This window comes from Vibrio sp. Evd11 (genome assembly GCF_900382755.1).
Classification (GTDB): Bacteria; Pseudomonadota; Gammaproteobacteria; order Enterobacterales; family Vibrionaceae; genus Vibrio; species Vibrio lentus.
Window position 1 is genome coordinate 58,477 of sequence record NZ_OSDX01000004.1, and the last position, 12,456, is coordinate 70,932.

Below are 12,456 nucleotides of genomic sequence, written 5' to 3' on the forward strand. Positions count from 1 at the left end.
TATGCAAAGTGTATTTAAGAGTATTTGGAAAAGTATCGATATCATCATGGCGGTCATTCTGACCTGTATGGTTGCGCTCGTGTTTACTAACGTAGTTTTACGTTATGGCTTTTCTTCTGGTCTTCGTCCCTCTGTAGAACTATCTCGCCTTGGTCTTGTATGGGTTGTCATGCTCGGTGCTGCCGTTGTGCTGCGCCGAGGTGAACACCTCGCTGTTGCGGAGTTTTCTGAACGACTCTTCCCAAAAGCAGTACCCGTATTAAGACGTATCTGCTGGGTAATAGTACTGATTTCTGTCGGCATGCTTTACGTCGGTTCATACCGTCAAATGATGTCTAATTGGTCAGATATTTCTCAGCTTACAGGGCTTCCTTCAGCATTATTTTACTTAGCCGGTGTGGTGTCAGGTTTGTTAATGGGCGTGATTGCCTTTGTTCGAATCTTCAAGCCCGACTGGCAGCTAGATAGCTTAGATGAGGAGAAAGAATAATGACGTTAGCCATTTTCTTATCGGTATTGATTGTCTCAATCTTACTTGGTCTTCCTGTTGCGTTTGCACTGTTATTGTCTTCAATGGCGCTGATGCTTCACATGGACTTCTTTAGTGCAGACATTCTTGCGCAGTCTTTAATTAATGGTGTCGACAGTTTCACTCTGCTTGCCATTCCATTCTTCCTCATTGCGGGTGAAGTAATGGCATCGGGTGGTTTGTCGCAGCGTATTGTTCGCCTAGCAACCACTTACGTAGGACACCGTCAAGGTGGCTTAGGTTACGTTGCTATCATGACTTCGGTACTGCTTGCTGGCCTTTCTGGTTCAGCTGTAGCAGATGCAGCAGCCTTGGTCAGTATTCTTTACCCAATGATGAAAGCAGCGAAATACCCAGAAGCACCTTCAATGGGCTTACTTGCTTCAGGCGGTATCATCGCACCCGTTATTCCACCTTCAATCCCTCTGATCCTTGTAGGTGTTGCTGGCGGTATCTCGATCAAAAACCTATTCCTAGGCGGCATCGTTCCTGGCCTGTTAATGGGTATGACATTGATGTTTGTCTGGCGCTGGACAGTTCGCAAAGAAAACCTAGCGACATCAGAAAAAGCGACAAAAGCAGAAAAACGCGCAGCACTTAAAGATGGTGTATGGGCCTTAATGCTGCCAGTCATCATCATTGTTGGTATTCGCTTCGGCATCTTTACACCAACAGAAGCCGCGGTAGTAGCCGCCACTTACGCAATCTTCATCTCTACGTTTGTGTACAAAGAGCTCTCGATTAAGAAGTTCTACCACATCGTACTGAACGCTGGTCGCTCGACCGCAATGGTTATGTTCTTGGTGGGTTGTGCAATGGTTGCAGCGTGGCTAATTACTGTTGCTCAGCTTCCTCAACAACTCGCAGAAATGTTAGGTCCACTGGTGGATAGCCCGCGCCTATTAATGGCAGTAATTATGTTGCTCGTACTTTGTGTCGGCATGGTTATGGACTTGAGCCCTACGATTCTAATCCTTGTACCCCTTTTAATGCCTGTCATCAAGATGGCTGGAATTGACCCAACGTACTTCGGCCTACTGTTCGTTATTAACTGTTCAATTGGCTTGATTACGCCTCCTGTAGGCACCGTACTAAACGTAGTGTGTGGTGTAGCGAGAGTACCAATGTCGACCGCAGTGAAAGGTGTATTGCCCTTCATAGCTGCTTACATGGCTCTGCTCACACTGTTTGTCATCTTCCCAAGCATTATCACTGTGCCAATGTCGTTTGTCATTGGTTAATCCTCGACGGAGAAAATAATAATGAAAACCCTACTAAAACTTACTTTACTCGCTTCAACTATCGCAATGAGCTCTAGCGCTTTTGCCGCTACAACTCTAAAACTGGCGCACGCAGCACCAGAGTCAGACTTACAACAAGATCTTTCTTTGTTCTTCAAGAAAGAAGTAGAAGCTCGTTCAAATGGCGAAATCAAAGTAAACATCTACCCACAAGGTCAGTTGGGCAGTGATAAGCAGATGATCGATGGCTCACGTGCTGGCATCGTTGATTTAGCTATGGTTGGCTTGAACAACTACAACGGCCTAATGCCTGAATCAGCGGCCTTCACTCTGCCGTTCATGTTCCCAGATCGCCAAACAGCCTACAAAGTACTGGACGGCGAACCGGGTAAAGAAGTTTTAGCTAACTTTGAAAAATTCGGTCTTAAAGGTCTTGGGTTCCCTGAAAATGGTTACCGCAACATGACCAACAACGAAAAACCTATTCGTGTTCCTTCTGATGTTGAAGGCCTACAAATGCGTGTGAATGGTTCTAAAGCTCTAAACGACATGTTCAACGAGCTAGGTGCTAACCCGCAACAACTTCCAGTATCAGAACTCTACACAGCACTTGAAACAGGCGTTGTTGACTCTCAAGACCACCCAATTTCTGTAACGCTATCTTTCAAGTTTGACGAAGTACAAAAATACCTAAGCCTTACACAACACGCTTACTCACCACTCGTTCTAACAATGAACCTACGTAAGTTCGACAAGCTAACGGATGAAGAGCAAAAAATCATTGAAGAAGTCTCCGCTGAAGCGGTTGCAATGCAACGTGAGCTAAGCATCCAGAAAGAAGACCAGATGATTGCTCAACTCGAAGCGAATGGCATGCAAGTAAACCGTGACGTTGATGGTGCTGCTTTCCAACAAGCTATCCAGCCAGTTTGGAGCGCTTACATCGAGAAAAATGGCGATGTAATGATCAACAAGATCAAGGTTGCTGCTAAGTAACGCCATTGAGTGCGATTGCCTAGCCCTCTTTTTTAGCTAGGAAATTTTAGCTAGGCAATCCGCTCGTCATTCACCTTAATACCATATGGGCAAACACCATGTCTCAAGAACAAAAAACGTATCAAGAACTCAAAGAACGCGTGTTCGCAGCAAATTTGCAACTTCCTAAATATGGCTTAGTCACTTTCACTTGGGGCAATGTCTCTGAGATCGACCGCGAACGTGGCGTGATTGCCATCAAGCCATCAGGTGTGGAATACGATGTGATGACGGCAGATGACATTGTGGTTCTGGATTTAGAAGGCAACCGCATTGAAGGCAAGCTGAACCCTTCAAGCGACACAGCAACGCACGTTGAACTTTACAAAGCCTTCCCAACCATTGGCGGCATTGTTCACACACACTCTCGCAACGCCACCATTTGGGCACAAGCCGGCCGAGACATTCCAGCGCTTGGCACCACACACGCCGATTACTTCTACGGTGATGTGCCTTGTACTCGCCTACTAACGAAATCTGAGATCGAGTCTGATTACGAGAAAAACACTGGCTTAGTGATTATCGAAGAATTCAAGCAACGCGATATCGACCCACAAGCAATGCCAGGTGCCATCATCGCAGGACACGCACCATTTACATGGGGCAAAGATGGTTCAGACGCTGTGCACAATGCCGTGGTAATGGAAGAGATTGCAGCCATGGCCACAGCCACTCGTGCCATCAGTCCAGAAGCCGCCATTCAACCAGAGTTACTCGACAAGCATTACAACCGTAAACACGGAAAGAATTCATACTACGGACAGAAGTAAGGTCTCACACATGCATCAGCTGTCTACGCATAAGTTGTATAAACATAATTTGGATAAACAAAAGTTGGATAAGCACACGTTATTGGCATTGGATCTCGACGGCACGGTTCTCAACTCGCAGCACACTATTAGCCAAGAGTTAGTCGAGACGATCAAGCAAGTTGCTCAACACACTCATGTGGTTATCGTTACGGGTCGCCATCATGTCGCGGCAAAACCTTATTACGATCAGCTTGGTTTATCGACGCCAATAATTTGCTGTAACGGTACTTACATCTTTGATTACCAAAACGATACGGTCATTCAAGAAAACGCCATCGACAAAGACATTGCTGCTGAGTTTATCACGCTATCTCAAGCTCATGATCTGAAGATGGTGATGTATGTACGTGATGCAATGCTCTACTCAAGAGCACGCCCTATTGAATACATGGAAGCGCTACTGACGTGGTCTCAGACCTTTCCAGAAAGCCAGCGACCAAACATTCAAAAGGTCGACGATTTTCATCATGAAGCGAAAACTTCAGAGTACGTGTGGAAGTTTGTCGTTGAAGGTGAAGTCGACACATTTGCCGAGCTTCCTTTCGTTAAAGAGAACTTCAACGGCGAGCGCTCTTGGGTTGATCGTGTCGATTTCGCAGCAGCTGGCAATAGCAAAGGTAATGCATTAACTCGCTACATTGAACCACTAGGTATCAGCCTAGAGCAATGTGTTGCAATTGGTGACAACCACAATGACATTTCGATGCTTAAAGCAGCAGGGCTTGGCATCGCGATGCAGAATGCTGACGACACTGTAAAAAGCTCAGCCAACCTTATCACGCCTAAAAATAATGATGATAAGACAGGGTTAGCGACGCTTTTACAGAGCCTATTTAGGGCCCATTAATTTAAAGCATCGGCTTTATTAAGCTATTTATATTTAAAGAGAATTTTATGTTAGTCGGAAATACTCAACCTACGCAGATCAGCAAGTCGTACCCTGTCGTTATTCAAAACGTGCTTGAGTACTTAAACAGTCTCGACCAAGAAAAACTCGCAATAGGTCGCCACGAACTCCCTGGTTTTGATTCAAAACAGGCATGGTTTGTTGTATTGGAATACGACAAAGAGCCTCTAGGAAACTTCCAACCTGAAGTCCATAAATACCATTCTGACTTGCAGATCATTCTCGAAGGTTCTGAAGTGATGGCATGGGCTATAGACACTGGCGAACACAGCAACGCACAACCTTATAACCAAGAACGTGACCTTCAGTTTTATGAATACCCAGGAATTGAACTCAACTTCATTCATGCAAAACGCAATCAATTTTATTTGTTCACACCAAATATCGTGCATATCACCAATCTTAAAAATGATGACAGCCAACCCGTTAGAAAACTGGTGGTGAAAATTCACAATGATTTACTGGAAGCCAAATAATGAATTACTACATTGGAATTGATTCTGGCGGCACTTTTATGAAAGCCGCGTTGTTTAACGCAAAGGGTGAGCAACAAGGCCTTGTCCGCGTATCTGCGAGCGTCATCAATGAAAAACAAGGCTGGGTTGAACGCGACCTAGACGCACTGTGGGGTAATGCTGTCGATGTCATTAAGCAGCTTTTAGAGGTCACAAAAGTAGAACCAACCTCTATTAAAGGCTTGAGCATTTCAGCCCAAGGCAAAGGCGTTTACCTTCTTGATAAAGAGGGACAAAACCTTGGCCACGGCATTATGTCATCAGACTCTCGTTCCCTACCTATCGTTAAAGAGTGGTTAGAAAAGGGCAAAGCACAAGAAATCTACCCAACCACACTGCAAACACTTTGGACAGGTCACCCTGTATCGATTATTCGTTGGATCAAAGAAAACGATGCCGAACGATACAACAACATCGGCGCAGTGATGATGTCTCACGACTACCTTCGTTATCGCTTAACGGGCGAAGTGGCCGCCGAACTGACCAATATTTCAGAAAGTAACTTTTTCAATTCTCTCAAAGGCGAGTATGACAAAGCACTTCTGGAAACCTTTGGTATTGAAGAAATTTGGGGGGCGCTACCACCCATAGTAAAACCTCAACAGCAAGCAGGAAAAATCACTGCTGCCGTTGCTAATGAAACCGGACTGGCAGCGGGCACACCTGTTTTCGGCGGTTTGTTTGATGTGGTATCTACCGCGATATGCTCTGGAATCAACTCTTCTGAAGACACCTTGAATTACGTAATGGGAACATGGGCGGTAACGTCAGGGATCTCAAAGGAAGTAACGCAAGAAAACCACAATTTTGTTTACGGCCATTACGCCGTCGATAACGAATACATCATTCATGAAGCAAGCCCAACTTCTGCGGGTAACTATGAATGGTTTGCTGATTACCTTGGTGAAAATGGCGAGCTTAACCACCAGCAAAACCAAGCCTTAGTAGAAGTATTAGACCCGGCATCAAGCAGTATCTACTTTGTGCCATTCCTTTACGGCTCTAACCAAGGGCTTGGCCTAAAATCAGGCTTCTATGGTCTGCAATCGCACCATACTAAAGGCTACCTAATTCAAGCCATTTGGGAAGGCATCTTATTCTGTCACAACATTCACCTAGAGCGTATGCGTCAGCGTTTTCCAAAAGCAAACATACTAAAAGTGACCGGAGGCCCAGCATCGAGTCCTGTATGGATGCAAATGCTGGCTGACCTTACCGGAATGACCGTTGAAATATCAGACGTTGATGAAACCGGTTCATTAGGTGCCGCAATGATGGCAATGGTCGGCGTAGGTGAGTTCGCTTCATTAAAAGAATGTACTCAAACCATCACTAATTCTGCGTCACGTGTCGAACCGAATCCTGAACACTACGACACTTACCAAAAGAAATATAAGCACTATCAAAGACTGGTGCAGTTGTTTAAACAATTTGAGGATGAAATAGATGTCTAAGCCCTTATTACAAATGGCACTGGATGCCACTGATATCGACACAGCACTCGCCTCAATTGAGCATGTTTCAGATAAGTTAGATGTAATTGAAATCGGCACTATTTTGGCCTTCTCTCATGGCGTAGACAGCGTTAAAGTCATACGAGAAAAGTACCCAAATCACATCATTGTCTGTGACATGAAGATCACCGACGCTAGCGCTATTTTAACGCGCCTAGCAATGGACGCGGGTGCTAATTGGGTCACCGTCAGCGCCGCAGCGCACATCGAAACTATTCGTTCAGCAAAAAAAGTGACGGATGAATTTGATGGCGAGGTACAAATCGAGCTCTACGGGCACTGGACACTGGAAGATGCACAAGCTTGGGTCGACATGGGTATTAAACAAGCAATTTATCACCGCTCACGTGATGCGGAACTTGCAGGTGTGAGCTGGACCGAAGAAGATTTGATAAAAATGCAGAAATTATCGGATATTGGAATTGAACTATCCATTACTGGTGGTATTGTGCCAGACGATCTGCATTTGTTTAAGAATCTGTCTGCAAAGTCATTTATCGCCGGGCGAGCGTTAGCTGGTACCAATGGTCGTGACATAGCAGAAAACTTCCATACTGAAATAGGTAAACACTGGTAGCACATATATGAGTGAGCAAGTTAAATCGTTGTCTAAAGCACTGACCGTACTGGAGTTCCTTGGGAATTACCCTAATGGCGTTTCGTTACAAAAAGTGTCTGAAGGGACTGGCTTCAACAAGTCTTCTGTCCACCGTATTTTAGCAACGTTTGAAGCCTCTGGTTATGTTGCTCAAATGTGTTCAGGTAAAGAGTATCGTTTAACAATGAAATTGGTTCAGCTTGGACATGCTGCTATCAACTCTGATGTCACCGGCACGGTTAAGCCATACCTATCTGAACTGCTCGAAAATGTGAATGAAACGGTTAACTTTCTCTCTTTTGATGCTGACAACATCATTTTTAAAGACAAGTTTGAACCCGCTAATTCAGTCTTTAGAACTCGAACTTACGTAGGGCTACATTCTCCAATGTACTGCTCTGCAGCAGGTAAATGCTACCTCGCATTCAGTTCAGAGAGCGTTCGAGAGACCTATTGGCAACGCAATGTCAGCACAATGAAACCTTTAACTGAAAACACGATTCTCGACAAGTCTCAGTTTTTTGGTGTTCTCGATAAAATTAAGAGTCGTGGTTATGCGCTCGATGATGAAGAGAACGAAGCAGGTATTTCTTGTGTTGCTGTCCCTATTTTTGACAAGAACAAATCTCCTGTATACGCGGTGAGCGTCTCTTCGCTTACACCAAAAATGAAAGCACTTGGCTACGAAGAGATCGCTGGCAGAATTCAAGACATAACAACGCGTATAGAACAACAACTCTTTTAAGGAAAAAGAATGTTTGATTCTAAAAACAAATTCAGATTAGGTATTTACGAAAAAGCGATGCCAACCTCCCTAACATGGGAGGAGCGTTTAATTCACGCCAAAGAAGCTGGCTTCGACTTTGTAGAAATTTCAGTCGATGAGACCGATGAGCGACGTGCTCGTTTAGATTGGTCAGACGAAGAAATTTACGCGCTTCGCCGCCTGTGTGAAAAGCATCAAATGCCATTCCAGTCGATGTGTTTGAGCGCGCACCGTAAATTCCCGTTTGGCTCAATGGATGATGCTATCCGCACTGAATCGCTGAACATCATGGAAAAAGCGATTTCATTGGCTTACAAGCTTGGTATTCGCTGTATTCAAATGGCGGGCTACGATGTGTACTACGAGCCGCAATCGGCTGAAACACACGCTCGCTTCATTGAAGGCATGCAGCAAGCCACCAAAATGGCAGAACGCGCAGGCATCATGCTAGGTGTTGAGATTATGGATACTCCGTACCTCAATTCATTGAGCAAATTTGAAGTACTTAAACGTGAGATCCCATCGCCTTACTTTATGGCTTACCCAGATGTCGGCAATATTTCTGGTTGGAACTACGATGTGTGTACAGAGCTTAAGCTAAGCCGTGACCACCTAGTGCAAGTCCATCTTAAAGACACACTACGAGTTTCAGAAACCTGTAACGGTCAGTTCCGAGATCTTGTTATCGGTGAAGGCCAAGTCGACTTCCCTGCTATTTTCAAAACACTTGCTGAAATTGATTACAGCGCACCACTAGTGATTGAAATGTGGGCTCAAAATGACAACTGGTTCGAAGATATCAAACAAGCGAAAGCAACATTGAAATCTATCGCAAACCAATCTGGCTTTGAACTGTAAGGAAACGACCATGACTATTTTCCGCACCGCTTTTTTTGAAGCTGATTTAACTGAAAAACAAAAACAAGACTTCTACCAATACATGGAAAATGAAGTCGCTCCGATCATTCGCACATTCCCAAATAACCAAGGGTTAACGCTGAATAAGCCTGAAGCGATTGAAGCTGAAAGCCATAAAAACCTATTGCTAATGATGCAGCACAGCTATGAGAACGAGTCAGCAATGGCAGCGGCTTTAGATTCTGAACAACGAATCAAAAGTATGCATGCGACCCAAGTGATTATTGAGAAATACAATATTCATGTTCATCACATTAACTTTGTGCGTGATTAACGGTTCAAAAAGGTAATACACCGTAAAATCTGAATCGAAAAGCAGAAGATCACCTTCTGCTTTTTTTATCGCTATCGATAAGGAATCACTATGAGAGTATTCCCCTTAAAAGATGCCCCACTCGTCTTACTGTCGCTGATATTTTTTATCTGGGGTTTAATTACTGTTTCAAGTAACTCGCTAATACCACATTACAAAGAAGCCTTCTCTCTCGACTACAAAATGGCGATGTTATTTCCCATGGCCTTTTTTATCACCAGAATCACGGTATCGCTTCCAACGTCATTTGTTATGGCGAAAATTGGCTATAGGACTACGTTGAAGTTCTGCTTGATATGGTGCCTTCTGGGCTGTCTAGCCATGGCATATTTAGTGCGAGGAGAAGAGCTAGTTCCAACACTCATTGGTATCTTATTGATGGCATCGGGTGTGTCGGCAATTCAAGTGGTGAGTTCACCTTATGTATCGCTGCTCTCTACACCAGATAAGAGCGTGATACGCCAAAGTGTGGCAACGGCATCTAACTCCATAGGGACTGTACTTGGTCCATTGGTGCTTACCGCCGTCATTCTCGTAGCAGCCAGCTTTAATGTTAATAACACCGCTCATCAAGTCTCGTTTTTGTTCTTATTTATCGCCCTGTTCTTTCTAGGCTTACTGGTATTTTTTGGCAAGATAACCCTTCCCGATATTAAGCCAAAACAGATGACTGGCTTTTGGCAAGGTTTAGTTATTTTGAGCAAAAATCGGCAGTTCATGAAGTTAGCATTGGTGCTGTTGATGTACATCGGTGTAGAAGTGAGTTTTGGTACTTTTACTATTGCGTATCTTGCCGACCAGCAATATGGCGACCTTGGATTAGTATCCGCAACACAGATCATCGCTCTTTATTAGGTATTGATGTTTGTGGGGCGACTGTTATTCGCCAAATTTGGAAACGTAGTCAACAAACACTACCTTTTCTCACTGTCTTGCGCGGTTGCCGCTTTCATTAGTGTCATCGCGATGTATCAAAATCACCTCTGGGTCGGCTATCTGATGCTTGTCGTAGGCTTATGTAATTCTACGCTCTACCCCATCATTTACGCACAAGCGCTGCATGCGTCAGGTAAACAAAGCTCACAAGGGGCTGCAATATTAATTATGTGTTCAATTGGGGGTGTTGTTTTGCCATTCGTACAAGCGAGTTTGATTGATGAGCTTTCACTGAGCACAAGTTATGTTGCGCCCACAATGGCGTATATAGCGATGATAGTTTTGTACTGGTCTAGTTTAAAGCATCGTGTTTAAACTATTGATTTAGATAAGTAGCTTGGTTTAGTAAATCGCTTGATTCAGTAACTAAGTCGATGACTAAAAGCCGGCCTGTTTGGCCTAGAAAGTAAATAAATTGAAGAAAGTGAAGTGGAGAAAGATAAGGAAATTAATTTGGTGCTTCTCACGTTAGTTTGAATCAGTGAGTGGCTAATAACCACCACTGATCACACTAAACACGGGTTATTTAAGAAATCAAACCCAAGCAGAAGCAACAAGTAGGATAATTGCACCCATGATAACGGTAGACTTAGCAAAAAATAGAACTTCATTCATTAATGAAGGTTTTGCTAGCGATGCATTGTTTTCATTTGTGATTACTGTAGCGTTCATATTGTATTCTCGTCGTTATGTGATCTGTGGTCAATTTTGCGCCGTTGTGTGACCAAAGTCAATATTAACTGTAGTTTTATTACACAAACCTCATGCCAAATTCAAGCACAGAGCAACGAGAGAACACGATAAAACTCGACTGTTCTTCTATACATTTTCCCACTAAATCAACAGTGATTAGATACAAAAAAGCTCGAAGCCTGATCTACAGAATACTTCGAGCCTGTATACAGCAGTCGATGCACAACTTAATTCAATTGAGCCAACTCCGCTCGCATTAAGTCGATAGCTTGCTGAAAATCTTCACTATCAAAAATAGTAGAGCTAGCTGCAAACAGATCAGCACCCGCTTCAGCAATCTCTTTTATGTTGTTAACTTTCACACCACCGTCAACGTCTAAACAAACATTTCGACCTGATTCATTAATGCTCTATCGGATTGAACGCAGTTTAGTTTTAGAATTCAGGTTAGTTTTCGAGTTCAGGGACGCTTTAAAATTCCAAATCATTCGCTGGAACAAACTTAGTTATATGCCCGTTTTCAACCATGTAACAGTCCATCCCTGCTGATGTTGCCGCTTGTTGGCCGATCACGGTGTCTTCAAACACCACGCAATCATCAGGGTCTAGCTCTAACTGTCTAGCCACTTTCAAAAACGTATCTGGATTTGGCTTATGATTATCTACGTCATCAGAAGTAACAATTGTGCGTATCATCGATGGAATATCGGTGGTCTTTAGAATTGCTCTCGCATGTTTTGCTTGAGCGCCAGTACCAATGCCTATCTTTTTCAACTGATATTGTTGCTGCAAGAGTGCATAGGTTTCAGGGATAACATCACCTTTATGCTCAATAGCCTCAAAGTTGGCGATTTTGTCCGAAGTAACCTGCTGAGCATCAAGTGTTAGGTCGTAACGTTTGAGGATCTCTAGAGTCACTTTTCGCGATGGCATACCACCCAGTTGATCGAGCCATTCTTTATCGTAGGGAATACCAAACTTCTGACAAGTTTTTTTCCACGCATGAGCATGTGCCACCATAGAATTGACCAGAGTCCCATCGAGATCAAAAATAATTCCTTTATATTTATCTAACTTTGGCATCGTCAATCTCTCATATTGTTTTGAGACTCATACTACTAATCACCATACATAAAACCTATTCATGATCGTCTTAATATGATCTTATTCAACAATCCGACAATTAAACGAATTGATGCAATAAAAACCGTTGTTTTACTATTGAAATCATATTTTGAGCACATCTCACCCATTTTTACTTAAACCAAGTAGAGTTGCATAAATTGAAGATGATATAGTCCAAGAAAATCAAATACCTTGGACACGACCATGCATTCTAGCGACATCATCAAATTGGCAAATTTAGGCGTTAATATCGAAATTTCAAAAGACTCTTCATTGCATCCTTCTGATGCGTTGGAAGTGGTAAAGATTGTTGCTGAAATCGGTAGCCAAATCGTCATCAAGAAGAAGTACCACACGGACTACCTGATTCAGATGGCTGGAGTGGGCCGTGATCATGTGACGATCGCTGTTTAAACACTGTAGCTATTGCGAAATTGACATAACTTCTGCTGCTTTAAATAGCTTAAAGTGCCGAGTTGATATAAAAATGCAGCATATTGGGGGCAATATGCTGCATTTTCTCTTTTCGTTAGGAGCATGGAGAACGCAAAGAG

At 43.5% G+C, this 12,456-nt stretch carries 14 protein-coding genes and 2 pseudogenes; 13 read left to right on the forward strand and 3 right to left on the reverse strand.

Annotated features, from left to right (window positions below):
• The first annotated feature begins 1 nt into the window (after nucleotide 1).
• From ED652_RS02475 to ED652_RS02530, 12 genes and pseudogenes are all read left to right on the forward strand, one after another.
• The gene (locus ED652_RS02475; protein WP_122053393.1) at nucleotides 2-490 is read left to right on the forward strand and encodes a TRAP transporter small permease; all 489 of its coding nucleotides are present in this window, start codon (nucleotides 2-4) and stop codon (nucleotides 488-490) included.
• Nucleotides 490-1,770, forward strand: coding sequence for a TRAP transporter large permease subunit (locus tag ED652_RS02480; protein ID WP_017108910.1), 1,281 nt, complete (start codon nucleotides 490-492; stop codon nucleotides 1,768-1,770). Before ED652_RS02475 ends, ED652_RS02480 begins: the two co-directional genes overlap by 1 nt.
• Nucleotides 1,771-1,791: 21 nt before the next feature.
• Nucleotides 1,792-2,766, forward strand: coding sequence for a DctP family TRAP transporter solute-binding subunit (locus ED652_RS02485; protein WP_122053394.1), 975 nt, complete (start codon nucleotides 1,792-1,794; stop codon nucleotides 2,764-2,766).
• A gap of 98 nt (nucleotides 2,767-2,864) precedes the next feature.
• Nucleotides 2,865-3,575 (forward strand): L-ribulose-5-phosphate 4-epimerase, encoded by a 711-nt coding sequence (locus ED652_RS02490; RefSeq protein WP_076677315.1) that lies wholly within the window; start codon nucleotides 2,865-2,867, stop codon nucleotides 3,573-3,575.
• Nucleotides 3,576-3,585: 10 nt separating this feature from the next.
• On the forward strand, nucleotides 3,586-4,464 hold the full coding sequence (locus ED652_RS02495) for a Cof-type HAD-IIB family hydrolase (protein ID WP_122053395.1): 879 nt from the start codon (nucleotides 3,586-3,588) through the stop codon (nucleotides 4,462-4,464).
• 47 nt (nucleotides 4,465-4,511) lie between these two features.
• On the forward strand, nucleotides 4,512-5,000 hold the full coding sequence (locus tag ED652_RS02500) for a YhcH/YjgK/YiaL family protein (protein WP_122053396.1): 489 nt from the start codon (nucleotides 4,512-4,514) through the stop codon (nucleotides 4,998-5,000).
• Entirely contained in the window at nucleotides 5,000-6,493 is a 1,494-nt protein-coding gene (locus tag ED652_RS02505) for an FGGY-family carbohydrate kinase (protein WP_122053397.1), read from the forward strand. Before ED652_RS02500 ends, ED652_RS02505 begins: the two co-directional genes overlap by 1 nt.
• Nucleotides 6,486-7,130: a 3-keto-L-gulonate-6-phosphate decarboxylase UlaD gene (locus ED652_RS02510; RefSeq protein WP_122053398.1), complete on the forward strand. Its 645-nt coding sequence runs from the start codon at nucleotides 6,486-6,488 to the stop codon at nucleotides 7,128-7,130. Before ED652_RS02505 ends, ED652_RS02510 begins: the two co-directional genes overlap by 8 nt.
• A 7-nt stretch (nucleotides 7,131-7,137) precedes the next feature.
• Nucleotides 7,138-7,896, forward strand: coding sequence for an IclR family transcriptional regulator (locus ED652_RS02515; RefSeq protein ID WP_122053399.1), 759 nt, complete (start codon nucleotides 7,138-7,140; stop codon nucleotides 7,894-7,896).
• Nucleotides 7,897-7,905: 9 nt separating this feature from the next.
• Nucleotides 7,906-8,775, forward strand: coding sequence for an L-ribulose-5-phosphate 3-epimerase (locus ED652_RS02520; protein WP_122053400.1), 870 nt, complete (start codon nucleotides 7,906-7,908; stop codon nucleotides 8,773-8,775).
• Nucleotides 8,776-8,785: 10 nt separating this feature from the next.
• Complete coding sequence (locus ED652_RS02525) at nucleotides 8,786-9,109, forward strand: hypothetical protein (RefSeq protein ID WP_122053401.1); 324 nt, start codon at nucleotides 8,786-8,788, stop codon at nucleotides 9,107-9,109.
• Nucleotides 9,110-9,199: 90 nt separating this feature from the next.
• Nucleotides 9,200-10,399: pseudogene (locus tag ED652_RS02530) on the forward strand (MFS transporter).
• Nucleotides 10,400-10,618: 219 nt separating this feature from the next.
• Here the strand turns inward: ED652_RS02530 and ED652_RS23645 are convergent.
• From ED652_RS23645 to ED652_RS02540, 3 genes and pseudogenes are all read right to left on the reverse strand, one after another.
• Nucleotides 10,619-10,756: a hypothetical protein gene (locus tag ED652_RS23645; protein WP_162929891.1), complete on the reverse strand. Its 138-nt coding sequence runs from the start codon at nucleotides 10,754-10,756 to the stop codon at nucleotides 10,619-10,621.
• A 248-nt stretch (nucleotides 10,757-11,004) separates the two neighbouring features.
• A pseudogene (locus ED652_RS23945) lies at nucleotides 11,005-11,208 on the reverse strand (ribulose phosphate epimerase); the annotation flags it as partial.
• Between the two features lie 40 nt (nucleotides 11,209-11,248).
• Nucleotides 11,249-11,860 (reverse strand): HAD family phosphatase, encoded by a 612-nt coding sequence (locus ED652_RS02540; RefSeq protein ID WP_122053402.1) that lies wholly within the window; start codon nucleotides 11,858-11,860, stop codon nucleotides 11,249-11,251.
• A gap of 246 nt (nucleotides 11,861-12,106) precedes the next feature.
• Here ED652_RS02540 and ED652_RS02545 point away from each other — a divergent pair, with 246 nt between their 5' ends.
• The gene (locus ED652_RS02545; RefSeq protein ID WP_122053403.1) at nucleotides 12,107-12,316 is read left to right on the forward strand and encodes a hypothetical protein; all 210 of its coding nucleotides are present in this window, start codon (nucleotides 12,107-12,109) and stop codon (nucleotides 12,314-12,316) included.
• Nucleotides 12,317-12,456 lie beyond the last annotated feature (140 nt).